Origin of the sequence: Solemya velesiana gill symbiont (assembly GCF_002020805.1) — a bacterium.
Lineage (GTDB): Bacteria > Pseudomonadota > Gammaproteobacteria > Chromatiales > Chromatiaceae > Sedimenticola_A.
Genome location: NZ_MPRJ01000033.1, coordinates 1 through 23,126 on the forward strand (window position 1 = coordinate 1; position 23,126 = coordinate 23,126).

Annotated in this window: 23 protein-coding genes; 10 read left to right on the forward strand and 13 right to left on the reverse strand. The window is 58.6% G+C overall.

What is annotated here, in order from left to right:
* Positions 1 to 241: 241 nt before the first annotated feature.
* Entirely contained in the window at positions 242 to 1,621 is a 1,380-nt protein-coding gene (argH, locus tag BOW53_RS06465) for an argininosuccinate lyase (protein WP_078486897.1), read from the reverse strand.
* A gap of 154 nt (positions 1,622 to 1,775) precedes the next feature.
* Here argH and BOW53_RS06470 point away from each other — a divergent pair, with 154 nt between their 5' ends.
* From BOW53_RS06470 to BOW53_RS06495, 6 genes are all read left to right on the forward strand, one after another.
* Positions 1,776 to 2,837, forward strand: coding sequence for a sensor histidine kinase (locus tag BOW53_RS06470; RefSeq protein ID WP_078486899.1), 1,062 nt, complete (start codon positions 1,776 to 1,778; stop codon positions 2,835 to 2,837).
* Positions 2,838 to 2,875: 38 nt separating this feature from the next.
* Positions 2,876 to 3,613 carry a LytR/AlgR family response regulator transcription factor gene (locus BOW53_RS06475; protein WP_078486901.1) on the forward strand — a complete coding sequence of 246 codons (738 nt, stop codon included), beginning with the start codon at positions 2,876 to 2,878 and terminating at the stop codon, positions 3,611 to 3,613.
* Between the two features lie 106 nt (positions 3,614 to 3,719).
* On the forward strand, positions 3,720 to 4,649 hold the full coding sequence (hemC, locus tag BOW53_RS06480) for a hydroxymethylbilane synthase (RefSeq protein WP_078486903.1): 930 nt from the start codon (positions 3,720 to 3,722) through the stop codon (positions 4,647 to 4,649).
* Between the two features lie 15 nt (positions 4,650 to 4,664).
* A complete protein-coding gene (locus BOW53_RS06485) occupies positions 4,665 to 5,453 on the forward strand; it encodes a uroporphyrinogen-III synthase (RefSeq protein WP_078486904.1) in 789 nt (262 codons plus the stop codon).
* A 128-nt stretch (positions 5,454 to 5,581) separates the two neighbouring features.
* Positions 5,582 to 6,766, forward strand: a complete 1,185-nt coding sequence (locus BOW53_RS06490; protein ID WP_078486906.1) for a uroporphyrinogen-III C-methyltransferase — start codon at positions 5,582 to 5,584, stop codon at positions 6,764 to 6,766.
* Entirely contained in the window at positions 6,763 to 8,061 is a 1,299-nt protein-coding gene (locus BOW53_RS06495) for a heme biosynthesis HemY N-terminal domain-containing protein (protein WP_078486908.1), read from the forward strand. The genes BOW53_RS06490 and BOW53_RS06495 overlap by 4 nt, the downstream gene beginning before the upstream one ends.
* Here BOW53_RS06495 and BOW53_RS06500 read toward each other — a convergent pair.
* From BOW53_RS06500 to BOW53_RS06510, 4 genes are all read right to left on the reverse strand, one after another.
* Entirely contained in the window at positions 8,027 to 8,890 is an 864-nt protein-coding gene (locus BOW53_RS06500) for an HPP family protein (protein WP_172838800.1), read from the reverse strand. The two genes, BOW53_RS06495 and BOW53_RS06500, sit on opposite strands and share 35 nt — an antisense overlap.
* Positions 8,883 to 9,005 carry a hypothetical protein gene (locus BOW53_RS13515; RefSeq protein ID WP_281254031.1) on the reverse strand — a complete coding sequence of 41 codons (123 nt, stop codon included), beginning with the start codon at positions 9,003 to 9,005 and terminating at the stop codon, positions 8,883 to 8,885. The genes BOW53_RS06500 and BOW53_RS13515 overlap by 8 nt, the downstream gene beginning before the upstream one ends.
* A gap of 32 nt (positions 9,006 to 9,037) precedes the next feature.
* Complete coding sequence (locus BOW53_RS06505; RefSeq protein ID WP_078486911.1) at positions 9,038 to 9,817, reverse strand: HDOD domain-containing protein; 780 nt, start codon at positions 9,815 to 9,817, stop codon at positions 9,038 to 9,040.
* Between the two features lie 284 nt (positions 9,818 to 10,101).
* Complete coding sequence (locus BOW53_RS06510; RefSeq protein WP_078486913.1) at positions 10,102 to 11,115, reverse strand: CDP-6-deoxy-delta-3,4-glucoseen reductase; 1,014 nt, start codon at positions 11,113 to 11,115, stop codon at positions 10,102 to 10,104.
* 82 nt (positions 11,116 to 11,197) lie between these two features.
* Here BOW53_RS06510 and BOW53_RS06515 point away from each other — a divergent pair, with 82 nt between their 5' ends.
* Positions 11,198 to 12,064 carry an SDR family oxidoreductase gene (locus BOW53_RS06515; protein ID WP_078486915.1) on the forward strand — a complete coding sequence of 289 codons (867 nt, stop codon included), beginning with the start codon at positions 11,198 to 11,200 and terminating at the stop codon, positions 12,062 to 12,064.
* A gap of 317 nt (positions 12,065 to 12,381) precedes the next feature.
* Here BOW53_RS06515 and BOW53_RS06520 read toward each other — a convergent pair whose 3' ends face one another.
* The 6 genes from BOW53_RS06520 to BOW53_RS06545 form a co-directional block, all read right to left on the reverse strand.
* Positions 12,382 to 13,023 carry a nucleotide-binding protein gene (locus BOW53_RS06520; RefSeq protein ID WP_078486917.1) on the reverse strand — a complete coding sequence of 214 codons (642 nt, stop codon included), beginning with the start codon at positions 13,021 to 13,023 and terminating at the stop codon, positions 12,382 to 12,384.
* A 69-nt stretch (positions 13,024 to 13,092) separates the two neighbouring features.
* Positions 13,093 to 14,565 (reverse strand): 4-hydroxy-3-polyprenylbenzoate decarboxylase, encoded by a 1,473-nt coding sequence (gene ubiD, locus BOW53_RS06525; RefSeq protein WP_078486919.1) that lies wholly within the window; start codon positions 14,563 to 14,565, stop codon positions 13,093 to 13,095.
* A 16-nt stretch (positions 14,566 to 14,581) separates the two neighbouring features.
* The gene (locus BOW53_RS06530; RefSeq protein WP_078486921.1) at positions 14,582 to 15,295 is read right to left on the reverse strand and encodes a TIGR04211 family SH3 domain-containing protein; all 714 of its coding nucleotides are present in this window, start codon (positions 15,293 to 15,295) and stop codon (positions 14,582 to 14,584) included.
* The gene (gene prlC / locus BOW53_RS06535; RefSeq protein WP_078486922.1) at positions 15,292 to 17,325 is read right to left on the reverse strand and encodes an oligopeptidase A; all 2,034 of its coding nucleotides are present in this window, start codon (positions 17,323 to 17,325) and stop codon (positions 15,292 to 15,294) included. Before prlC ends, BOW53_RS06530 begins: the two co-directional genes overlap by 4 nt.
* Positions 17,326 to 17,390: 65 nt before the next feature.
* Positions 17,391 to 18,350 (reverse strand): EF-hand domain-containing protein, encoded by a 960-nt coding sequence (locus tag BOW53_RS06540; RefSeq protein ID WP_078486924.1) that lies wholly within the window; start codon positions 18,348 to 18,350, stop codon positions 17,391 to 17,393.
* Between the two features lie 15 nt (positions 18,351 to 18,365).
* Positions 18,366 to 18,941 carry a LemA family protein gene (locus BOW53_RS06545; protein ID WP_078486926.1) on the reverse strand — a complete coding sequence of 192 codons (576 nt, stop codon included), beginning with the start codon at positions 18,939 to 18,941 and terminating at the stop codon, positions 18,366 to 18,368.
* Positions 18,942 to 19,008: 67 nt separating this feature from the next.
* Here BOW53_RS06545 and BOW53_RS06550 point away from each other — a divergent pair, with 67 nt between their 5' ends.
* Positions 19,009 to 19,545 (forward strand): gamma carbonic anhydrase family protein, encoded by a 537-nt coding sequence (locus BOW53_RS06550; RefSeq protein WP_078486928.1) that lies wholly within the window; start codon positions 19,009 to 19,011, stop codon positions 19,543 to 19,545.
* Positions 19,546 to 19,607: 62 nt separating this feature from the next.
* On the opposite strand, the gene aroE is transcribed toward BOW53_RS06550, so the two are convergent.
* Together aroE and hemB are read right to left on the reverse strand one after the other, a co-directional pair.
* Positions 19,608 to 20,420 carry a shikimate dehydrogenase gene (gene aroE / locus BOW53_RS06555; RefSeq protein ID WP_078486930.1) on the reverse strand — a complete coding sequence of 271 codons (813 nt, stop codon included), beginning with the start codon at positions 20,418 to 20,420 and terminating at the stop codon, positions 19,608 to 19,610.
* Positions 20,413 to 21,426, reverse strand: coding sequence for a porphobilinogen synthase (gene hemB / locus BOW53_RS06560; protein ID WP_078486932.1), 1,014 nt, complete (start codon positions 21,424 to 21,426; stop codon positions 20,413 to 20,415). Before hemB ends, aroE begins: the two co-directional genes overlap by 8 nt.
* A 126-nt stretch (positions 21,427 to 21,552) precedes the next feature.
* Between hemB and BOW53_RS06565 the strand changes: the two genes are divergently transcribed.
* On the forward strand, positions 21,553 to 21,909 hold the full coding sequence (locus BOW53_RS06565; RefSeq protein WP_078486933.1) for a thioredoxin family protein: 357 nt from the start codon (positions 21,553 to 21,555) through the stop codon (positions 21,907 to 21,909).
* Between the two features lie 143 nt (positions 21,910 to 22,052).
* A complete protein-coding gene (locus tag BOW53_RS06570; protein ID WP_078486935.1) occupies positions 22,053 to 22,715 on the forward strand; it encodes an MlaC/ttg2D family ABC transporter substrate-binding protein in 663 nt (220 codons plus the stop codon).
* The last annotated feature ends 411 nt before the right edge of the window (positions 22,716 to 23,126 follow it).

A 23,126-nucleotide genomic window follows, 5' to 3' on the forward strand; every position in this document is an offset into this window, starting at 1 on the left:
TGCCAAGCCATTCCAGTGGACCAAGAGTGCTGAGAAAATTATTGCCTCGGTGAATAGGGCAAAGAATGCGTTGCCGAATTAATCGCATGGCCCACTAGCCAAGGTGATGGCGGTATCAGCCGGGCAGAAGCGGCTGCAGATGGCCGGTGTCCTAGAGCAATACAATATAGACCTGGAAGCGTTTGGGTAAGCGTGCGCCTGGTCCCGGGCGGCACATTTCTACTTGGTAGTTGCGCCAGTATCAGCCTAGCCGTGCCCGGGCGCGCTGAATAGCGGCACGAACCTGTTCTGGTGCGGTACCACCAATATGATTGCGGGCGGCCACGGAGCCTTCCAGGGTCAGCACGTCGAAGACGTCGTCCGCGATAGCATTGGAGAAACCCTGCAGTTCATTCAGCGTGAGATCGGAGAGGTCGCACTCTTTCTCCACGCAGAGCGCCACGGCCTTGCCCACCACCTCGTGGGCGTCGCGGAATGGGGTGCCCTTGCGTACCAGGTAGTCGGCTAGGTCGGTGGCGGTGGCAAACCCCTCCATGGTCGCTTCCCGCATGTTCTGCTCACTGCAGGTGATGGCCGGGATCATGTCGGCGAACACCTTGAGAGAGCCCTTCAGGTTGTCCACAGTATCGAACAGGGGCTCCTTGTCCTCCTGGTTGTCCTTGTTATAGGCCAAAGGCTGGCCCTTCATCAGGGTAAGGAGGCCTACCAGGTGGCCGAATATACGCCCGGTTTTTCCACGCACCAGTTCGGGAACGTCAGGGTTCTTTTTCTGGGGCATGATGGAGGAGCCGGTACAGAAGCTGTCGGAGAGGGTGATGAATGCAAACTGGGCCGAGGACCAGATGATCAGCTCTTCCGACATGCGCGAGAGGTGCATCATCACCAATGCAGCGGCAGCGCTGAACTCGATGGCGAAGTCGCGGTCGCTGACCGAATCCAGGGAGTTTTCACTGGCCCGGTCGAACCCGAGCAGTTCGGCAGTGTAGTGGCGATCGATGGGGTAGGTGGTGCCGGCAAGGGCGGCGGCGCCCAGGGGCATCACGTTGACCCGCTTGTTGCAGTCGGCCAGGCGCTCGCGGTCCCGCTCAAGCATCTCGAACCACGCCATCACGTGATGGCCGAAGGTGATGGGCTGGGCGGTCTGCAAGTGGGTGAAGCCGGGCATGATGGTCCCGGCTTCCCGCTCCGCCACCTCCAGCAGTGCCTCCTGCAGGCGCTTGATCTCGGAACGGATCAGTTCGATCTCGTCGCGCATGTAGAGGCGGATGTCGGTAGCTACTTGGTCGTTGCGGGAGCGGCCGGTATGAAGCTTCTTGCCGTTGTCCCCGATATCGGCCGTGAGCGCCGACTCGACATTCATGTGCACATCCTCGAGCTCGACGGACCATTCGAATTCGCCCGCGTCGATGCGCTGTTCAACCCGTTTCAGCCCGTCGATGATGCTGTCGCGCTCCGCCTCGGTGAGGATGCCGCTCTTCGCCAGCATGGTGGCGTGGGCGATGGAGCCCTGGATGTCGTACCGGTAAAGACGCTGGTCGAATTCAACCGAGGCGGTGAACGCCTCCACGAACGCGTCGGTGGGCTCATTGAATCGGCCGGACCAGAGTTTTTTGTCGCTCATCGGTTGTTCCTAAAAAACGGGGAATCTATCGTCATTTCACATTTTTTCGCCGGGAACTGTGAATTGACATCAAACAGGGTTCATAATTAAGGGACGAATTGTATCAGGATTCTCAAGGCCTTAGCATGCCGATAAGTCTGGAATAATCAAAATAATGGCTGACTCCAGGGACATCCAACCGGAAGGGCAGGTGCATAGCGCCTCATTTCTGCCTAACTTCTGCAGCATTCGGGTTGTGTTTGCGGTGGTTATTACGGCGGAGCTGCTGGCCATCGTGCTGGCCCTGGTCTCAGTGCATGACTTTGACGTGTTTTACGTAGAGCTCAGCGTCTACTCTCTCTATATCCAGTGGATTTCGCTGATGAGCGTCGCCCTGCTGTGTGTGCTGCGCATGCAGCTCAACAAGCTGCGCGACAGCCTTGCAGGCGTGATTGCCTGGCTCCTAGTGCTGCTTGTGACTTTGGGTGTTGCCTGGTTATCCCAGGTGTTTCTCTCGCCGATTTCCGTGGACTACGAAGTTGATTGGACAAGCATCATCAAGAACCTCATCATCAGCGGCATTGTAAGCGCCCTGGTGCTGCGCTACTTCTATATTCAGCATTTGTGGCGAAGGCAGGTGGTGGCCGAGTCCCGGTCCCGTTTTCAGGCGCTGCAATCGCGTATCCGTCCCCATTTCCTGTTCAACAGCATGAACACCATCGCCCACTTGACCCGCTCCAATCCGAAGTTGGCGGAGACGGTGGTGGAGGATCTTTCGGAACTGTTCCGGGCCTCGCTCTCGGACAGCCGGAAAAAATCCACACTGGGTGACGAGCTGGAGCTGTGCAGACACTACCTGCGCATCGAGGGTGAGCGCTTGGGGGAAAGGCTGCAGGTGGAGTGGGATATCGATGACCTCCCTCTCGAGGCACCGCTCCCCTCGTTGATACTGCAGCCCTTGTTGGAGAACGCGGTCTACCATGGTGTTAAACCGGCGAGTGATCCCGGCCTGATCCAGGTCTGTGGCCGCTATCGCAGGCAGCAGGTGAATCTGAGCATTCGCAACACGGTGCCCGGGTCGCCGACCCAGAGGCACCGCGAGGGAAATCGCATGGCCCTGGAGAATACCCGTCAGCGGCTGGAGGGTTTCTTTGCAGGTGAGGCGGACCTGACCCTCAGCAAGGTGGATGGGGATCACCAGGTCAGGGTGGTTTTTCCCTATCCGTGGAACGAGTGAGTCTTGGGGCCTGTTAACACGATGCGGATATTCATTGCATGAAGATACTGGTAGTCGATGACGAGACCCCTGCAAGGGAGCGTTTATGTCACCTGGTCGGGGAATTGGGTGAGCCCTACCAGGTGATCGGCGAGGCGGCCAATGGAGAAGAGGCGCTGGCGTGCTGCCGCGAACAGGATGTAGAGCTACTGTTGCTCGATATCAGAATGCTAGGGAAGGACGGCCTGTCGGTGGCTGCGGAACTGGCCCGCTGGGAGACGCCCCCTGCGGTTATATTCACCACCGCTTACGAGGAGCACGCCCTGGATGCGTTCGAGAAGAACGCGGTCGACTACCTGCTCAAGCCGATCCGGCGTCAGCGATTGGCGGTGGCACTGCAGCGGGCCGCTACCCTGACCAGGGCCCAGGTGCAGGCGATTGAAGCCCTGCGACACCCTGTCGCCGAGGCGATCAATGTCAGCTACCGTGGTGGACTGCTGCGTATACCCCTGGACGACATCATCTATTTCAAGGCTGAGCAGAAGTACGTCACTGTTCGCCATATTGGTGGTGAGGCCCTTGTAGAAGATTCCCTCAAGGCCCTGGAGGAGCGCTTTGGCTCCCGCTTTCTTCGTGTTCGCCGCAACGCCCTGATCGCTTGCGACCGGCTGATAGGCCTGGTCAAAATGGCTGATAGCCATGCCCTGGCAAGCCTGGATGGCACCGACGAGCAACTGGAGATCAGCCGGCGCCACCTTCCGGAAGTGCGGCGCTGGTTGAAGCGCAACGGCTCCTGAGGCCTGCTGACAAGCCCCGGCTATAGCGGGTAGGCCGTCGCTGATTTGCCTCGTTGGCGGGTAGGCTTTAGGATGGCGATTTTCCCAGCACTGAAGCCATACAATAATGAGTGACAAGATCCTTCGCATCGCGACTCGCAAATCCCCCCTGGCCATGTGGCAGGCAGAACATGTCTCCCGAAAGCTGCGCCAGGCCCATCCCGGACTTCAGGTCGAACTGGTGGGTATGAGCACTCAGGGTGATAAGATCCTGGGCACCCCCCTGGCGAAGATTGGCGGCAAGGGTCTGTTCGTCAAAGAGCTGGAGCAGGGCATGATGGACGGGCGGGCCGACATTGCCGTGCACTCCATGAAAGATGTACCGGTGGAGCTTCCCGAGGGGTTGCACTTGGCGGTAATCCTGGAGCGGGAGGATCCCCGCGACGCCTTTGTTTCCAACAGGTATTCGAACCTGGACGAGCTCCCCGAAGGCGCGGTGGTGGGTACCTCGAGCCTGCGCCGCCAGTGCCAACTCACCGAGCGCCGCCCTGATCTCAAGATCGCCCCCCTGCGCGGCAACGTCAACACCCGTCTGCGCAAGCTCGACGAAGGGGAGTTCGATGCCATCATTCTCGCCTCTGCCGGCTTGAAGCGTCTGGAGTTCGAAACGCGCATCACCTCCTATATCGAACCGGACCAGAGCCTGCCGGCCATAGGCCAGGGTGCCATCGGCATCGAGTGCCGGGAAGACGATCCCTGGGTCAACGAACTGATCCAGGTGCTGCACCATGAAGAGACCGCCCTCTGCGTCAAGGCGGAGCGGGCCATGAACAACCGCCTGATGGGCGGTTGCCAGGTGCCTATAGGTGGTTATGCCGTTCTCAATCACGACAAGATCCACATGCACGGCCTGGTGGGTGAACCCGACGGCAGCCGGATCATGCGGGCCGAGGCTCACGGGCCGAAAGAGGATGCCGAAGACCTGGGTATCGGTATCGCCGAAGACCTGCTGGGGCAGGGCGCAGACGTTGTGCTGGCCCACCTCTACGAGGAGTGATCCCGGCTTACGACCATGATCGATTCCGGCGTTTCGTTCTCCTGTGACCTGGCCGGGCTCGGTGTCCTCGTGACCCGGGCAGCGCACCAGGCCGAAGGGCTCTGTCGCCAACTGGTGGATCATGGCGGAAGGGTGATTCGGTTCCCGGCTGTGGAGATTGGAGGTCCCGCGGATCCTGAGCATACGGCCAGGCAGCTCGATGCCCTTGCCGATTACCAGGTGGCGCTGTTCGTCAGCCCCAATGCCGTTGTCTCTGCCCTTGAATTGCTGGGAAACAGCAGACTCCCCGAGGATCTGCAGATCGGCGCCGTCGGGCGCAGCACGGCCCAATCCCTGGCCCGGGCAGGTTATGCAGTGGATATCGTTCCCGATGCAGGATTCGACAGCGAAGCGCTGTTGGCTTGCGACGAGTTGCAGCAGGTGGAGGGCATGCATGTCCTGATCTTTCGCGGCAATGGTGGTCGGGCCCTGCTGGGGGAGGCCCTCCAGGAGAGAGGAGCGGTAGTGGATTATGCCGAGGTGTACCAACGCCTCTGTCCAGACAGGGATCCTGCAGAGCTTCTTAACCGCTGGACCGATATCGACCTGGTGACTGCGACCAGCAACGAGATTCTCGACAACCTCTGCACGCTCCTGGGCGAACAGGGCCGGGACCTGCTGCTTGCCATGCCCCTGGTGGTGGTGAGTGAAAGGATGAGGGCGCACGCCCGAGGACTAGGTTTCAGGCAGGTGATTCTGGCACGTGGGGCGGATGATCACAGCATGCTTCAGGCGATCTGCGGCTGGCTTGCCCGGCAGGGCTGATTTACGGAAACAGCAAGACCGGACAGGACGCTTGTCCCTTCAAAACACTGGCCGATGCCACCACCTACACAGTAGGATAGAGGTAGGACTCACCGATAGAATAAAGCGACCAGGACCCAGAAAGAGTAATGAGTGACCAAACAGAACCTGACGCCGAACTGGAGAGCTTCGACAGTGCGGCAGATCGCCCGGAAGGCGAGATCGTCGATGCAGAAGTGTTGGAGATGGAGGATGAGGCGAAAGAAAAAGCCCCATCAGGTCTGATCAGGCTGGCGCTGGTTCTGGCAGTGGCTGGGGTGATCGGCGTTACGGCTTTGCTGGGCTTTGGTTACAATTACTGGAACAACATGCAGACATCTCTGCTGGAGATGAACCGCATTATCACCCAGGCAGACCAGGCGCGCAACGCCTTGCAGCAGGGCCTGGATGAAACCCGCCAGGCCTACGAGGTCCAGAAAAAAGTCATCGATGAGCAGAAGGCAACACTCGCTGCCCAGGATGAGAAGCTGAGCAGTGAGCGTGAGCGGCTGGACAGGCAGAGCCAGGAGATGAGCGCGTCACTGGACGCTGTCTATGAACGGGTGGGGCACGAGAGCACCGCATGGATGGCGGCCGAGGCGGAGTACCTGATGCGGGTGGCCAATCATAGGTTACGCCTGGAAAGGGACGTGGCTACAGCGATCAAGGCGCTGCAGGCTGCCGATGCTCGTCTGCGTGACAGTGGCGATCCGGGCTGGAGCAATGTGCGCCAGACCCTGGCTGAAGAAATTGCAGCACTGCAAGGCATAGCCCAGCTGGATAGGACTGGCCTCTCCGCCAGGTTGAGCGCCATGGTAAAGCGCATCAATAGTCTCAAGATCATCGGTACCGAGCCGGTGCGGCGGGTGGTGGAGGCAACAGCCGAGCAGCCTGCTGAAACCACCGAAGGGAAGTCGTTCAAGACGCTGCTTCAGGACGGCTGGGAGGGTTTCAAGTCGGTCATGGTGATCCGTCATCACGGCAAGCCGGTGACTGCCATGCTGCCCCCTGAACAGCAGTTCTTCGTCTACCAGAACCTGCGGCTGCAGCTGGAGGCGGCCCGCATGTCGATGCTGCGTGGGGACAGGATACTGTACACGGCGAGCCTGGAAACCGCCGAGCAGTGGATGAACGATCTTTTCGATACAGAAGATGCCGCAGCACAGGCGGTGCTCTCCGAAATCGCTGAGCTAAAGACTATCGATATCAGTCCGGGCCTGCCGGACATCTCCGGTTCCCTGGTGGGCCTGCGTTCCAGGATGAAGCAGGCTGACAGCGGGAGCGGCGCACAATGAAGAATCTCATCATCGGACTGCTTGCGCTTGCCCTGTCGGTAGGGCTTACGCTGGTGGTGCTCGAGGACAACGGTTATATCCTCGTCGGCTATGGACACTGGACGGTGGAAGGCAGTCTCGCCTTCTTCCTGTTGCTGGACCTGCTTCTGTTTATGGCGCTCTACGCCCTGTTGCGTAGCATTGTTCGTATCTGGAATGTTCCGGAGCGGTTCCAGGCGTGGCGAAATGTACGCCAGCACCGCCTGGCACGACGCTCCCTTACCCAGGGGTTGGTGGAGCTTTCCGAGGGTCGCTGGAAACCGGCGGAGAAGAACCTGATCCGTTACGCTTCACGATCCGATACGCCCCTGATCAACTACCTCGCCGCCGCACGTTCCGCCCAGCAACAAGGTGCCCACGACCGGCGTGACCAGTATCTGCAGATGGCTCACGAGAGCATGCCGTCCGCCGAAGTTGCAGTGGGCCTGACCCAGGCAGAACTTCAGTTGAGCCATAAGCAGTTCGAACAGGCCCTGGCCACCCTCAAGCACCTGCGACAGATTGCGCCAAAGCACACCCACGTTTTGAAGCTGCTCAAGGAGCTCTATGAGCGGCTGGGTGACTGGCAGGAACTGCATCAACTGCTTCCGGTATTGAAAAAGCGGAAAGTGATCAAGTCCGGGGAGTTGCAGGAACTGGAACTGAGCATCTACCGTAACCTGATCAACCGGGCGGCCCAGTCGGAGAGTACCACGCACCTCATGGAGACCTGGAAAAGCATCCCCCACCCGGTGAGGCAGCGGGAGGAGATGGTCAGCACCTATATAAACCACATGATGATCCGCAAGGAGTATGACGCCGTGGTGGCCTTGATGATTGAAGCCATCGGTCGCCAGTGGAGTGATGACCTGGTAGAACTTTACAGCCGGGTCAACGGTAGCGACCCTGCACACCAGCTCTCCAAGGCGGAGGGGTGGCTGAAGGAGCGCTCCGGTAATGCTGTACTTTTACTGGCCTTGGGGCGCCTCTGCCTGCGAAACAAGCTGTGGGGCAAGGCACGCAGCTATTATGAGGCGAGCATCAGCGTGGGGCCTTCCGTGGAAGCCTATCGTGAATTGGGTGCACTGCTGGAGCGGATGAGTGAGACCGAGAAGGCCATGGCCTCTTTTCGCGAGGGGTTGGCCCTGGGCGGTAATGCGGATATGCCCGAGCTGCCCGACACCCTGGAACGTTCAACCGTGAAGATCGAGTCTTCAGAATCCGGAAAAACGCCTACTGACATCAATCCTCCGAAACTGGGGCTTGCCGAATCCTGATCATGTAGGCGCTGTCTTCCGACAGCGACAGCTCTGTAGTCGCTTGAATCGCCCTGGGGACAGGGCTCCTACTTGCGCCGCTGGAATACCTGTCCGGCGATCTGCTCCCAGTGCGAGACTTTCTGATCGCCCAGGCCGGCAAGGTCTGGATATTGCCGCGCAGCCTTGGGGTCGAACGACCAGGCGGGAAACGGCAACCCTCCCAGTAGCCGATTGAATACGAAGGCCTGGGCCAGCAGCAGTCCCACTGCAATGGGTAGGGCCAGAATCTGTATTGGCGTGTCGAAATAGCCCATGGCCGCCACCAGTGCAGTAGCCGCCGCAGGGGGGGGTGGGCGCAGTTGAACATGATCATTCCCAGGCTGGTCAGGCCCATTGCCAGGGAGAGGGCGAATATCCGTGGCCAGTTGAGAGCATCGCTGCCCTGGAGGTCGGCATCCGGGAATAGGAAGGCGAACAGGTAGAGCATGGCGAGCCCGATCACCATGCCCATGTTATGGGCTATGAACACAGCGCGAGGTGCAGCGGCACGGGAGAGCGGTGTTCTGAACAGGATAAATGCAGAGGGTCCCAGGGGAGGGAACAGGAGGGGGAGTTTAGCCAGGAAAGCGGCGGTGGAAATAATCGCCAGTGCAGCCAGACCTTCAAGAAAGACAAAGATGCGCACGGCCGACTTTGAATGCTTGCTGTCGCGCAACAGGTAGCCCAGCTGCATCTGGGTGAAAAAGGCCACGGCCCGATAGAGCAGGCTGCCCTGGGGTGTACCTCTCCCGGACGAAGGACTGGTCTGTTTTTTTGCCAGTTCCTCGAACTTATCCTCTTTAGCCATCAGCGCTCTCCTCGAGGCGCGCCTCAAGCTGTTCCCGCAATTGGCCGAGGACGCTCTGACCATGATTCGGCGCCAGGTCGAACAGGCTGCAGATCTCGATGAAGTCCCTGTTCACCCCCTCAAGCAGTTCTATAAATGCAGCCGGTGTCAGGTCGAATTCGGAGATGGTGCTGTCGATAACCCGCGTGAAACGCGCAGGAACCAATCGGCGGCAACAGGGCAACAGGGCAACAGGGCAACAGGGCAACAGGGCAACAGGGCGGCAGTGATTGTCGGGAGGGCCACTGTCTCTTCCAGTTCCAGCTCTGGTGGAAAGTCCCAGCTCTGCAGAATCCATGCGCCGGCCTGGGCGTGATCCCACTGGAAACTCTGCCGCTCGGTTTCGGACAGTCTGCAGGGGGTGGTTTGCCACTGCTTCACCAGGGGCTCGTAATACTCCCCCCAGGAGGAGAGCAGTACCGGGAGCGCGATGTCTGCCAGCAGCATGGCGGTGAACGCCTCCTCCCGGTCGACTTTGCAATGAATGTCAGCCAGGGAGCGTGCAAACAGGGCCTTCAGCAGGGAGTCGGACCAGAAATCCTGGACCTGGAATAGCTGGCTCTTTGGCTTGGGGAGAGACTCCTTCATGGCGAAGGAGAGTACCAGGGGGCGTATATTCTTGAGGCCCAGGATTGTGACCCCGTGCTTGATGCTGTTCACCTTGTGGGGCAGAGAGAAGTAGGCGGAATTGACGGTGCTGAGAATCTTGCTGGCTACTTCCGGCACTGCAGTGATCATGTTGCTTAGCTCGGAAAGGTCCGGCTCTTCTTTGCCGACCTCAGTTACAATGCGGAAGATGGCTGAAGGCAAGGGTGGTATCTCTGTTCCCTGGAAGATTTTCTCAAAATTGCCGCCGGCCACTGCAGAGTGTCGCCGTATCTTGTTCATGAATTTCAGCACTGTATCTTTCCGCCTCTTGTCGAGAGCTATTGCGATAGCTAAGCCCTTGGCCAGTTATTCTCAAGGGCCTGTTAACACTTATTTGATATTCCCCCACTGATTATAGTGTCGGATAAGGCCGGGATTTGTTTAATTCCGTTACGAGGGAATCGGTCACTGTCCGGCTCAGTGACATCTCTCTACGTTACTGTAATCCACTGAGCTATGGCACTGGTCTCTAAACAGAAAAAAGGGCCCGAAGGCCCTTTTCTCAACGTTTCAGCAAAGTTTGCCTACTTGTTCGGGTTGTCCTTCGCCCACTCGAAGACATCCGAGTACATGTTGTCCTCGGGCAGTCCAACGGCCAGGAAAGCATCCTTGCCGGCGAATACCATGGGGGGCGGGCCGCTCATGTAGAGATCGTAGGCGCTCATATCGGGGTAGTCTGCTACAACCGCTTCGTGCACCCAACCGGTGGCGCCGGTCCAGCCCTCATCGGGTTCGGAGAGTACCGGAGTGAACTGGAAATTTTCGCGCTCAGCAGCCCACTTCTCTGCCAGTTCTGCCAGGTAGAGGTCCTGTTCGGCGCGTACGCCCCAGTAGAGGTGGATGGGACGGTCGATGCCGATGTGAAAGGCGTGTTCGATAATGCCCTTCAGCGGGGCAAAGCCGGTGCCGCCTGCCATCATGATCAGTGGGCGGTCGGAGTCTTCCCGCAGGTAGAAGCCGCCAAGGGGTGCCTGGATGCGCTCGATGGATCCGGATTTCATGGTGTCGAAGACATAGTCGGTGAACTCACCACCGGGTACTCGGCGGATGTGCAATTCGATACGCTCGTCGTCGTGGGGCGCATTTGCGATTGAGAAGGCGCGGCGTCGGCCGTCTTCCATCAGAAAATCGAGATACTGGCCGGCCAGGAACTGCAGGCGCTGGTTCTCCAGCAGCTTGAGATAGACCCGCATGACATCGTGGGCCAGTTGTTCCATCTCGTCCACCTTGCTGGGCAGGGTGCGCACTTCGATCTCCTTGGTGCTTTCGACTTCCTTGATATGGATGGTGATGTCGCTGGAGGCTACCGCCTTACAGGTCAGGCACTGGTTCTCCCCGCCAATGGCCAGGTCACTCTCTTCTTCACCGGGATAGCTCACAGCACCCTGTTCCAACGTTCCTGCGCAGCTTCCGCAGAGGCCGTTGCGGCAGCCATAGGGCATGACGATGCCTTGACGCTCGGCAGCGTCTAAAATGGTTTCCCCCTCTTCTGTCGAAAATTGGTGACCGCTGGGGGTGACATGTACTGTGAAGCTCATATGATTCCTTGAACTGTGAACTGTGAACTGTTGAGTTAGAATGAACAGAATTCTCTACTATTTTACTGCGAATTAAAACCATATGTTAACTGAGCTTATCATTGGCTGCGGCTACCTGGGGCGCAAAGTGGCGAAAGCGCGCCAGCAGTTGGGTGTAGCTGCAACGGGGGTGGTGCGTTCCGAGTCGAGTGTCAAAGCACTGCAGTCCCAGGGCATCAATGCTTTGCGTTCTGACCTGGACCGGGAGGTGATGCCCGATCTGCAGGCAGAGGGCGTCGATGTTTTCTATTTTGCCCCCCCGCCCGGGGAGGGTGTGCTGGATACCCGGGTTCGCAACCTGGTTGAGAGCTTCGCCCAGCATGGACAGCCCAGGCGCGTGGCCTACCTGAGTACCACCGGGGTCTACGGAGACTGCAAGGGTGAGTGGGTGGACGAGAACAGGCCGGCCAACCCGGTAGTGGACAGGGCCAAGCGCCGCTGGGATGCAGAGCAGGTGTTGCGCCGCTGGCGTGAGACGTCCGGCCGGGAGCTGGTCATTCTCAGGGTGGCGGGTATCTACGGCCCCGGCAAGCTGCCCCTGGATCGCCTGCGCAAGGAGTTGCCCCTGATACGGGAAGCCGAGGCGCCCTTCACCAATTGCATCCATGCCGACGACCTGGTCCAGGTCTGCATCGCTGCCATGGCCCGGGGTGTGGATGGTGGGATCTACAACGTCAGCGACGGCAATCCCGGCACCATGACCGACTACTTCAATCGCATCGCCGATCAGGCAGGCCTGCCCAGGCCGCCCCAGATCCCCATGTCGGAAGGTGAGGGAAAGCTCTCTGTCGGCATGATGTCCTACATGGCCGAGTCACGTCGCCTGGATAATCGGAAGATGCTCGACGAGCTTGGGGTGGAGCTCAAGTACCCGGATCTGGATTCTGGGCTGGACGCCTGTTTTGAGTGATGACTTGTTGCGACATAAAGGTTGTCATTCTGGCGCATGCCGGAATCCAGATACCACCGCTTCAGATATGGATTCTGGCATCGGCTTTGGCTTCCTGCGTCGCCCTACCTCCTGCATCCATGCAGTCGTTCGCCGGAATGACGTTGCTATGTTCGTTTGAAGATGCCCCCCCTGTGAGGTGAGTTCTCTCTGATTAATCGCCACTGACTGCCATTAGTCAGGCACGGTTTGAATGTCAGGTGCTATCGCCGTGAGGACACGGCTCCTACAGGGCTAGTAAATGTAGGAGCCCGGTCCTCCTGGCGATAGGGAAGGTGTTAGGGGTAGTTCTTCGGATCGGTGAGCCAATCGAACACCGGGTCCCAAAGCTCCACGTCCTGCCAAACCATGGAAGGTGCCAGTTCGAAAATGCCCAGTCCCCGTTCGGCGGAGCGGATGTAGTTCTGGCTCTCGCGAAGGTGGGTGAGGAAGGGAATCTTCAGATGTCCGAGATACTCTTCCAGCTGGTGGTAGACGATAGTGTTCTCCTTGGCGCGGTTGGCGACGATGGCGAGCTTGGTTTGTTTCCTGGATACACGGCCGCTATGCAGCAGCTCTTCCAGAAAGCGGTTGCAGGCACGCATGTCGATGGGTGAGGGCAGAACCGGAATGATCAGGGTCTCCACCCTGCGCAGCATTTCGTTGATCACCTTGCCGTGGGTGCCGGCGGGAGCGTCCATGATCAGGTACTCGGTGCCCTTCTGGGGTTTGACCGGATCCTTGGTGCCGTCGATGGCTTCGATCACGGGGATGCCTTCGTAGTCTTTTCTTGCTTCGAGCCAGTCCAGGGTCGAGCCTTGGGGGTCGAAGTCGACCATGGCGACCTTGGCCCCTTCATCGGCAAACCAGGTGGCAATATTGGTGGCGAGGGTGGTCTTTCCGCAACCGCCCTTGGCGTTCATCAGCATGATGGTGCGCATGATTGTGCTCCCGTGTACCTATTATTTTTCTAAGTCAGGTCAGACAAAGTATAGACACTGATCAGAAAATTATTCGTCCAAAATGGCGAGCTCGTCCCAGATCTCATCCACGCGTTTTTTCACTGCCGGATCCATGGTGATGGGTTCGCCCCACTCCCGGTTCGTCTCCCCCGGCCACTTGTTGGTGGCGTCGAATCCGATCTTCGAACCCAGGCCGGAGACCGGCGATGCAAAGTCGAGATAGTCGATGGGAGTGTTCTCGATCATGGTGGTGTCCCGGGCCGGGTCCATGCGGGTGGTCATTGCCCAGATTACGTCGTTCCAGTCGCGTACGTTGACATCGTCATCTGTAACAATGACGAACTTGGTATACATGAACTGGCGCAGGAAAGACCAGACGCCCATCATCACCCGCTTGGCGTGTCCCGGGTACTGCTTCTTCATGGAAATCACTGCCATGCGATAGGAGCATCCTTCCGGGGGCAGGTAGAAGTCGACGATCTCCGGGAACTGCTTCTGCAGGATCGGTACAAATACTTCGTTGAGCGCCACGCCCAGCACCGCGGGTTCATCCGGTGGTCGGCCGGTATAGGTGCTGTGGTAGATGGGCTCCTGCCGGCGGGTGATGCGGTCTATGGTGAAGACGGGGAAGCTCTCTACCTCATTGTAGTAGCCGGTATGGTCCCCATAGGGGCCTTCGGGGGCCATGTCGTCGGGGTGGATGTGTCCTTCCAGCACGAACTCTGCCGAGGCTGGTACCTGCAGGTCGCTGCCAATACAGTTGGCCACTTCGCTTCGGCTGCCCCGCAGCAGTCCGGCGAAGGCGTACTCCGACAAGGTGTCCGGGACCGGGGTGACTGCACCCAGGATGGTGGCGGGGTCGGCACCAAGGGCAACGGCGATGGGGAAGGGTTCGCTGGGGTGGGTCTTCTGCCAGTCGCGGTAATCCAGCGCTCCGCCGCGGTGGGAGAGCCAGCGCATGATGACGCGGTTCTTGCCGAGCTTCTGCATGCGATAGATGCCCAGGTTCTGGCGCGATTTCTCAGGACCCCGGGTCACCACCAGGCCCCAGGTGATCAGGGGGGCGGCGTCACCGGGCCAGCAGGTCTGGATCGGCAGTTTGTCCAGGTTGACGGCTTCACCTTCGTCCACATGCTCCTGGCAGGGGGGGCGCTTGATTGTCTTGGGCGCCATGTCCAGCACCTTGCGGAACATGGGCAGTTTCTCCCAGGCATCCTTCACTCCCTTGGGGGGCTCTGGCTCCTTGAGCTGGGCCAGCAGTTTTCCCACATCGCGCAGGGCCTCTACCGACTCTTCACCCATGCCCAGGGCTACCCGTCTCGGGGTGCCGAAAAGGTTGCCGAGCAGGGGGGTGTCGGAGCCCTTGACCCGTTCGAACAACAGGGCAGGACCGCCGGCGCGAAGAGTGCGATCGCAGATCTCCGTGATTTCCAGGTTGGGATCTACCTCCACGCTGATTCGGTTTAGTTCGCCTTGAGTCTCGAGCTGGCTGAGGAAGTCCCGAAGGTCTTTGTAGCGCATATAGTTGAGTCCGGATTCAGATCTTGAAGCCGCCGTAGCGTCTCGAGATGCCGTAGTTTTTGTAAGCGATGCCACTGATGAAACTGACTAGTATGATCACAACAAGCACAGCCAGATGCCAGGCAGAGAAACGATAGCCGTTTGTGGGTGTTGGTGGAGGACCGGTTGGTAGTTCGTTGCGAAGGGCAGTCGCTGCTTTGCTGATGCGTTCTTTGAGCACGCGGTTTTCCGCTTCCAGTAAGCTGTCCTGGGTGCCGCTCTCCTGTCGAGCCTGTTCCAGGGCCACTTTGGCGGCAGCCAATTCACCCGTCAGTTGTTCGATCTGTGCCTTGGCTTCGGTAAGCGCCTTTGGGCTTTCCGTGTCAGTGGGGGCGGGAGCCGTTGCCTGGCTGGAGCGCAGCTGCTTCAGCTCTTTTTCAGCCTCCCGCAGCTGCTGCTGCAGGGAGCCTGTCTTGGCCTGCAGTTCGAGCAGCTTAACCTTGGCCGGTTTCTCACTTGTGATGTAGTTGGTCTCCATCCAGCCCACGGTGTCGTCCCCCAGGCGGACCTTGGAGAAGCCGTTTTTCTTTTCGAGAATCTCCACGGGTGTGCCGCTGGTCAGCACCTTGAGAGGTTCAGTGGTGGCATCCGGCTTCCCGTAGATGCCCACCAGCAGTTTGTCGGTGATGTGGGCGCCCTGGACCAGGGTTGCCCATAGGGTCAGCAGGAGAATGAGCAGGGTTTTCTTCATGTTGCTATACCGCTGTGTCTCAGCAGGGCGTCGATCCGGGGTTCTCTGCCGCGAAAGCCGATGAACAGCTCCATGGCGTCTTTTGATCCGCCCATCTCCAGGATGTTCTGCAGAAAGTTGGTGCCGGTGTCCCGGTCGAAAATGCCGCGCTCCTCGAAAAGCGAGAAGGCGTCGGCGGAGAGTACCTCGGCCCACTTGTAACTGTAGTAGCCCGCGGCATAGCCGCCGGGAAAGATGTGGGAGAAGCCGTGTGCGAAACGGTTGAACAACGGCGGCTTGATTACGGCGACCTTGTCCCGGACCTGGGTCAGTATCTCGTAGATGCGTCCGCCCTGGGCAGGGTCATACTCCCGGTGTATACGGAAATCGAACAGGGCAAACTCCAGCTGGCGCACCATCTGCATTCCGGACTGGAAGTTCTTGGCTGCCTTCATGCGGTCGTAGAGGGTTGCAGGGATCGGTTCGCCGGTTTCGTAGTGCCCCGATATGCGGTCAAGGGCCTCGCGCTCCCAGCACCAGTTCTCCATGAACTGGCTGGGCAGCTCCACCGCGTCCCAGGCCACGCCGTTGATGCCGGCGACACCGGGGTAATCCACCTTGGTCAGCAGGTGGTGCAGGCCATGGCCGAATTCGTGGAACAGGGTCTCTACCTCGTCGTGGGTGAAAAGTGCAGGCTTGTCCCCTATCGGTGGTGAGAAGTTGCAGGTGAGGTAGGCAACAGGAATCTGGTCATACTGCTCATTGAACATGCGTACCACGCACTCGTCCATCCAGGCCCCGCCGCGCTTCTTGGGGCGGGCGTAGAGGTCGAGATAGAACTGGCCGCGTATGTCACCGTTGGTGTCACGGATCTCGAAAAAGCGCACATCCGGGTGCCAGGTCTCCACGCCATCGATCTCGGCGATCTCTATGCCGTAAAGCCGGTTGACCACCGCGAACATGCCCGAGAGCACCTTGGACTCGGGAAAGTAGGGTTTGAGCTCCTCCTGGGTAATGGCGTATCGATGCTGGCGCAGCTTCTCCGAGTAGTAGCCGATATCCCAGGCTTCGAGGCCCTCTGCACCGTATTCTGTTTTGGCAAAGGCCTCCAGTTCCCGGAGCTCCTGTCGGGCCTGCTGACAGGAGCGCTCCGCCAGGTCGTAGAGGAAGCTCATCACCTCGTCGCTGGAGCGTGCCATCTTTTTAGCCAGGGACCTCTCTGCATAGCTTTCAAAGCCAAGAAGTTGCGCCTGTTCATGACGCAGGGCGAGGATGCGCTCCATGTTCTCGCTGTTGTCCCACTTGCCGGCGTAGGGGCCCTGGTCGGATGCGCGGGTGGCATAGGCTTCGTACATCTCCCGGCGCAATTCCCGGTTGTCGGCATAGGTCATCACCGGCAGGTAGGAGGGGAATTCCAGGGTCAGCATCCAGCCCTCTTCATCCCGCTGTTCTGCAGTCTGCCTTGCCAGGCCGAGGGCGGATTCGGGAAGGCCGGCGAGTTCCGACTCGTTGGTGATCAGCTTGCTCCAGGCGTTGGTGGCGTCCAGCAGGTTCTCTTCGTACTTGCTTGTCAGCTTGGTCAACTCCTGGCTGATCTCCTTGTAGCGGCTCTTCTTGTCAGCCGGCAGGTCGACCCCTGAGAGCCTGAAATCCCTCAGTGCGTTTTCCAGCAGTTTGCGCTGGGCGTCGTTCAGATCTTCGCCGTTATCAAACACCGCCTTGTAGGCGTTGCAGAGTTGTTCGTTCTGGCCCATCTCGGTGGCATAGTCGCTCAGCTTGGGCAGGCAGGCGTTGTAGGCATCTCGCAGCTCGTCGCTGTTGACCGCCGAGTTCATGTGGCTCACCGGCGACCAGGAACGGCCCAGGCGATCATCTGTGATCTCCAGGGGTTCCACCAGGTTGTCCCAGGTGTAGGGTGCGCCGCTATCCAGCAGTTTTTCCGTCAGCTCGCGCCCCTCCTTCAGAAGCTGGTCCACGGCCGGTTCCACATGCTGTGGACGGATGCGGGTGAAGTGGGGGAGTCCCTCAAGTTCGAGCAACGGGTTGTCCATGGGGTATACAGCTCTCTGAAAATGCAAAAGGTTATTTTGCCATAGATTGGGATCGGTCGGAGGTTCTATAAATGGGCGCCGAGCATCCAGGCGGCAATGCCGCCACCAATGAAAAAAGCGATGATGGATCCGCCGGCGTAGTACCGGTAACGCCTGACCAGGTTGAACTCGGGCAGGGTGGATATGAGGAAGGGGTGGCGACCTGAGCCGGTGCTGCTCAGGGTGTGGAGTACCTGGTTCTCCATCTGTTTGGTGTACTCCTTGCCAGCCTCGGCAGCCGCGGTGCGCCTGGCCTTCTCCCATTCCTGCATGTCGATCTGGCCGTCGCCGTTTTTGTCGAAACGTTCCAGCGTGGTCCCTTGGTCACGCTTCCACTCTCGAAGGAGCTGCATGGCCAGTTCCTTTCGGCTCTTGGCGTGGTCCATGTCATCCAGGGATTTGAACAGGCCAATGGCATAGAGCATATCGCCGGAGTAGATTCGCTCCTCGGTATAGCGGTAACGGCTGCCGAAACTGCTGCTCATATTGGTGTTGAGGAACTTGGCGACTTTGAACAGGGGCTGCTGGAGAACGGGGTTTCGCTTGGGGTTGCGTTCGGTAGGCTCCCTGTCGCTGCCGTACCAGACGCTGCGGTCGCTGGGTGTCACCTCGGCGCCATCGGGATCGATGATGCAGTCGCCGGTCTGGTCCTGGATCAGAAACAGGTTGTCACTGCTGTCCGATTCAACAGTGCGCCAGTTTTTGTCGCCCCGTTTCTCGATCTTGTAGCGGTACCAGCAGCACTCGATGCCGGTCAAAGGTGCGTGTACCGGTTCGCCATCCATCAACAGGGCGGTGCCGTTGAGCTCGACGTAACCTTGCTGGGCCGAGCGGATCTTGGCCGTCGGTGTATCCTCGATGACCCGCGCGCGCATCAGGCTGCGGAAGGCGAACCAGAAGCCGGCGCCAGATGCTGCCACCGCAAGGAGGAGGAAGAGCCAGAACTCCCCGGTTGAGAGGTGCAGCATCTGTTCGGTTATGGTCATTCTTTAAAGCGAGTGTCATCCGTTAAACAGCGACTTCATGTCCACGTCCTTCTTCTCCTCCTCGGAGAACTCCAGGAGCTCGGCGGACATGAAGTTGAACATGCGGGCAATGATCACATCCGGGAACTGCTCGATGCGCACGTTGTTGTTGTTGACGCTCTCGTTGTAGAACTCGCGCCGATCGGCAATGCTGTTCTCAAGGCCTGTGATGCGCGACTGCAGGTGCTGGAAGGTCTCGTTGGCCTTCAGGTCAGGGTAGGCTTCGGCCACCGCAAACAGGTTGCCCAGGCCCAGGCGCAGCTGACCTTCGGCAATGCCCAGCGCACCCACGTCACCCTGTTCCCTGGCGGAAGAGACGACTGCTCGAGCCTGCATCACCTTCTCCAGGGTATCCTGCTCATACTCCATGTACTGCTTGCAGGTCTCCACCAGCTTTGGCAATTCATCGTGGCGCTGCTTGAGCAGTACATCAATATTGGCCCAGGCCTTGGAGACGCCATGCTTGAGGGTCACCAGGTTGTTGTAGATCATCACGACATAGATGATCACTGCAGCAACGATACCCAGAAAGACGAAGGTGCTTATATCCATTGCAGGCTCCTTGGTTAACCTCGTTTGAGTATATCATCTGTTTTTTACAGATTTTGAGGAGCGCCAGATGTCCAATATCCGCCCTTTTGACGGAATGCAGCCGAAGATAGCCGATGATGCCTGGGTGGATGACAGTGCCGTGGTTATCGGTGACGTGGAGATTGGTAGTGACTCCTCGATATGGCCACTGACTGCAGTGCGTGGCGATATTCATGCCATACGCATCGGCGAGCGTACCAATATCCAGGATGGCAGTGTGCTGCATGTGACTCACGACAGCCGCTTCAATCCTGGGGGCTTTTCGTTGAATATCGGCAACGATGTCACCGTGGGCCACAAAGTCATGCTCCACGGTTGTACTATCGGCGATCACTGCCTGGTCGGCATGGGGGCGATCGTGATGGACGGCGCAGTGGTGGAGTCGCGGGTGATTCTGGCTGCCGGTAGCCTGGTGCCGGGGGGCAAGGTACTGGAGAGTGGTTGTCTCTATCGTGGCTCACCCGCCAAGAAAGTGCGGGAGCTGTCAGCCGAGGAGCATGAGTTTCTCGACTACGTGGCGGGCAACTACGTCAATTTGGCGGCTAAATGCCGCGATCAGGGTTAAAAAATCCTAAAAATAAAATATGGAGGAGGTCTTCTCCATAACATCTGCTGTTAAATGTGCCGTTATCTCAGCATCTTGATGACATCTGCGGTTTCCGGGCGCACTCCACGCCACAGATAGAAGGACTCCGCCGCCTGTTCCACCAGCATGCCCAGACCGTCCAACGCCATGGAGGCGCCGTGTGATTGGCCCCAGCGCACGAATACTGTGGGTTCGCTGGCGTACATCATGTCGTAGGTCCAGCCGCCGGCCTCCAGGATGTTATCGGGAATATCCGGTACCTGGCCGCCCAGCCCAGCTGCAGTGCCGTTGATGATGACATCGAACTTTCTGCCTGCTAGTTCATCCAGGCCGCAGCCCTCGACGCTACCCAACTCAGCGAGTTCAGACGCCAACTCCACCGCCTTGGCGGCAGTGCGGTTGGCGATCACCAGTTGAGCCGGCTGCTCCTCCAGCAGCGGACGGACAACGCCCTTTGACGCTCCGCCGGCACCCAGGAGAAGTATGCGGCTTCCCTTGAGTGTTGCGCCATGGTTGACTGTGAGATCCCGCACCAGGCCGACCCCGTCGGTGTTGTCGCCGCGGAAACGCCCGTCATCGAGAAGAATGAGGGTATTCACAGCGCCTGCGGTCTCGGCACGGGGGCTCCGCTCGTTTGCATGTTGCCAGGCATCCTCTTTGAAGGGTACCGTTACATTGAGTCCTTTGCCGCCATCTGCGATGAACTGGCGTACATTTGCTGCGAAATTTCCTGGTTCGCCTAGTATGCGCGAATAAACCAGAGCCTGGCCGGCCTGCTTAGCAAATGCCGTGTGGATCTGGGGGGACTTGCTGTGCTCGATGGGGTTGCCGATAACGGCGTACTTGTCAGTCATTTAGCCACCGGGCGGCACGTTTTGCGAAATAGGTAAGAATGCCGTCGGCTCCGGCTCGCTTGAAGCCGAGCAGGGCCTCCATGATCACCGCCTTCTCGTCCAGCCAGCCGTTCTGGGCGGCAGCCATCAGCATGGCGTACTCGCCGCTCACCTGGTAGGCATAGGTGGGCACGCCGAAGGTCTCTTTCACCCGGCGCACGATGTCCAGGTAGGGCATGCCGGGTTTCACCATCACCATGTCGGCGCCCTCGTTGAGATCCAGCTCCACTTCTCGCAGGGCCTCGTCGCTGTTGGCAGGGTCCTGCTGGTAGCTGTACTTGTTGCCGGCGCCCAGGTTGGCTGCAGAGCCCACGGCGTCACGGAAGGGGCCGTAGAAGCTGGAGGCGTACTTGGCCGAATAGGCGAGAATTCTTGTGTGGATATGACTATTGGCTTCCAGCGCTTCACGGATCTCACCGATACGGCCGTCCATCATGTCGGAGGGCGCGACTACGTCGGCGCCGGCATCGGCGTGGGAGATGGCCTGCTTGACCAGCACCTCGACAGTGATGTCGTTCAGTACGTAGCCGCTATCGTCGATGATGCCGTCCTGGCCATGAGTGGTAAAGGGGTCCAGGGCAACGTCGGTGATGACGCCAAGCTCGGGAACCGCATCCTTCAAGGCGCGAACGGCCCGTTGGGCCAGGCCGTCGGGGTTGAATGCTTCGGCTGCGTCCAGGGATTTTGCCTCCATGGGCGTAACCGGGAAGAGAGTCATAGCGGGGATGCCCAGGCTATGGGCCTCCTTCCCCTCCTGTACCAGCAGGTCGATGCTCATGTGTTCCACGCCGGGCATGGAGGGTACGGCCTCGCGGTTGCCTTCGCCCTCGAGTACGAACACCGGGTAGATGAAGTCATCCGGGCTGACTTGCGATTCCCGCATCAGGCGGCGGGAGAAGTCGTCCCGACGCATGCGACGCATGCGGGTGGCAGGGTAGCGGGAGGAGAGGGCGCTCTTGTTGGGCATGGGTCTACATCTCTGTCTTTATTGCGTGTGATGGGGGGATAAGATACATCAGGGTTGGGATTCTCTCCAATTCCGGTATGGTATCGCCCTTTCTTTTGGATGCTTTCTAAACCCAGGTTGTAACAGATGAAGGAAAAATCCCCTTTTATATTCGATGTCGGCGAGGACGATTTCGATGCGCGGGTCATCAAGGCGTCTTCCGGGAAAATTATTATGGTCGATTTCTGGGCGGATTGGTGTGCCCCCTGCATTTCGCTGGCCCCTGCCCTGGAGCGGGTGGTGGATGGGTGCGAGGGTAAGATTCTACTCGGCAAGGTCGAGGTGGACGACAATATGCGGCTTGCGGGGCACTATCGTCTGCGGGGTTTTCCGACGGTAATCATGTTCCACAAAGGCGAGGAGTTGGGTCGTTTCAGTGGATCGCATCCGGCGCACTGGATCCGGGATTGGATCGATGAGCACGGTGTAGACGTTATATTGTAAGAATTATCTGAAACTCCTGTCCCGCGCTTGGTTTGTTGTCGTGTCCGCACTAGACTCTCAGGCTTAGGAGATCCCCGCCTCTGCAGAGTTTCGGTCATCAGGTTTTGTAATACTGCTAGTAAGGGGCGAAAAGGGTAAGAGCAATGAAAATCGGTTATTCAGTTTCTGGAAAATTCATCTTGCTGCTGTTTTTCGTCGCAGTCGCTTTTCCTGTTTCTGTGTTGGCGGAGGAACTGGCAGAACCCCAGCAGGTTATCCAGGAGATCTCCGATGAGCTTTACGTGGTGCTCAACCTGGATCGAGAGCGAGTCATAAATGATACGGATTACGTCTACCGCCTGGCTGATGAGATCCTGATCCCCCGGGTGGATTTTTCCAAGGTCTCCAGCCTGGTGTTGGGCAAGCACTGGCGTCGTGCTTCATCTGACCAGAAAAAAAGCTTTGCATACCAGTTTCAGCGCCTGCTGGTGAGGACCTACGCGACAGCATTCCGCGAGTTCGACCAGTGGGAAATCAAGCACATGCCGCTCAGGGGCGAGAGTGGCGCCAAGAAAGTATCCGTACGCACCAAGGTGTTTCGGCCGGGCGCCCGGCCAGTGGATGTGGTCTACAGCATGTACCGCGGCGATGACGGTTGGAAGGCGTACGATGTCAAGATCGAGGGTATCAGCTTGGTCACCAACTACCGCAGCAGTTTTGCCAAGGAGATGAGAAAGGGTGGCATGGACGGCCTGATCCGGCGTATCGCCGAACTCAACGACAAACGGGTAAAGCAAGTCGCTTCAGCAGGGAGGCCGCGGACATGAGGCGGGCGATAAACTGAAACAGAACGGCGCTTCAGCGCCGTTTTTTTTATGCATGGGAGCGGCTATGACAGGGTGTGCGCTTTGAGGGGGGGAAAAAAGTGTGAACTGCGTCAAAATTCTGCAGGAAGTCAAAAATATGACTAAAGATTCGCCGTGGCCGGTCGTTACAACAAGCAAGGTTAGAGACAGTTGGTTTGAACATTGGTTGGCAATGGATCGCCAACGGGATTTATCGCCGCATCAGCCGGGAGTGGCGAACCCGAGGCGACAAGGCTGATGCGACGAACCTCCTCCGGCGCTTACATACAGCGCTTAGCAGGCTGTTGAAATAGTCCCTTATTTGAGCTCTATTGTACCAGCCGCTTTCAATACGGCCTGATTTCCAAGAGACAAACGGCCGCAATCGCTGGA

Coding starts and splice junctions, on each gene's coding strand:
- argH (WP_078486897.1), bottom strand. CDS start 1,621: ATGAGCGACAAAAAACTCTGGTCCGGCCGATTCAATGAGCCCACCGAC.
- BOW53_RS06470 (WP_078486899.1), top strand. CDS start 1,776: ATGGCTGACTCCAGGGACATCCAACCGGAAGGGCAGGTGCATAGCGCC.
- BOW53_RS06475 (WP_078486901.1), top strand. CDS start 2,876: ATGAAGATACTGGTAGTCGATGACGAGACCCCTGCAAGGGAGCGTTTA.
- hemC (WP_078486903.1), top strand. CDS start 3,720: ATGAGTGACAAGATCCTTCGCATCGCGACTCGCAAATCCCCCCTGGCC.
- BOW53_RS06485 (WP_078486904.1), top strand. CDS start 4,665: ATGATCGATTCCGGCGTTTCGTTCTCCTGTGACCTGGCCGGGCTCGGT.
- BOW53_RS06490 (WP_078486906.1), top strand. CDS start 5,582: ATGAGTGACCAAACAGAACCTGACGCCGAACTGGAGAGCTTCGACAGT.
- BOW53_RS06495 (WP_078486908.1), top strand. CDS start 6,763: ATGAAGAATCTCATCATCGGACTGCTTGCGCTTGCCCTGTCGGTAGGG.
- BOW53_RS06500 (WP_172838800.1), bottom strand. CDS start 8,890: ATGGCTAAAGAGGATAAGTTCGAGGAACTGGCAAAAAAACAGACCAGT.
- BOW53_RS06505 (WP_078486911.1), bottom strand. CDS start 9,817: ATGAACAAGATACGGCGACACTCTGCAGTGGCCGGCGGCAATTTTGAG.
- BOW53_RS06510 (WP_078486913.1), bottom strand. CDS start 11,115: ATGAGCTTCACAGTACATGTCACCCCCAGCGGTCACCAATTTTCGACA.
- BOW53_RS06515 (WP_078486915.1), top strand. CDS start 11,198: ATGTTAACTGAGCTTATCATTGGCTGCGGCTACCTGGGGCGCAAAGTG.
- BOW53_RS06520 (WP_078486917.1), bottom strand. CDS start 13,023: ATGCGCACCATCATGCTGATGAACGCCAAGGGCGGTTGCGGAAAGACC.
- ubiD (WP_078486919.1), bottom strand. CDS start 14,565: ATGCGCTACAAAGACCTTCGGGACTTCCTCAGCCAGCTCGAGACTCAA.
- BOW53_RS06530 (WP_078486921.1), bottom strand. CDS start 15,295: ATGAAGAAAACCCTGCTCATTCTCCTGCTGACCCTATGGGCAACCCTG.
- prlC (WP_078486922.1), bottom strand. CDS start 17,325: ATGGACAACCCGTTGCTCGAACTTGAGGGACTCCCCCACTTCACCCGC.
- BOW53_RS06540 (WP_078486924.1), bottom strand. CDS start 18,350: ATGACCATAACCGAACAGATGCTGCACCTCTCAACCGGGGAGTTCTGG.
- BOW53_RS06545 (WP_078486926.1), bottom strand. CDS start 18,941: ATGGATATAAGCACCTTCGTCTTTCTGGGTATCGTTGCTGCAGTGATC.
- BOW53_RS06550 (WP_078486928.1), top strand. CDS start 19,009: ATGTCCAATATCCGCCCTTTTGACGGAATGCAGCCGAAGATAGCCGAT.
- aroE (WP_078486930.1), bottom strand. CDS start 20,420: ATGACTGACAAGTACGCCGTTATCGGCAACCCCATCGAGCACAGCAAG.
- hemB (WP_078486932.1), bottom strand. CDS start 21,426: ATGCCCAACAAGAGCGCCCTCTCCTCCCGCTACCCTGCCACCCGCATG.
- BOW53_RS06565 (WP_078486933.1), top strand. CDS start 21,553: ATGAAGGAAAAATCCCCTTTTATATTCGATGTCGGCGAGGACGATTTC.
- BOW53_RS06570 (WP_078486935.1), top strand. CDS start 22,053: ATGAAAATCGGTTATTCAGTTTCTGGAAAATTCATCTTGCTGCTGTTT.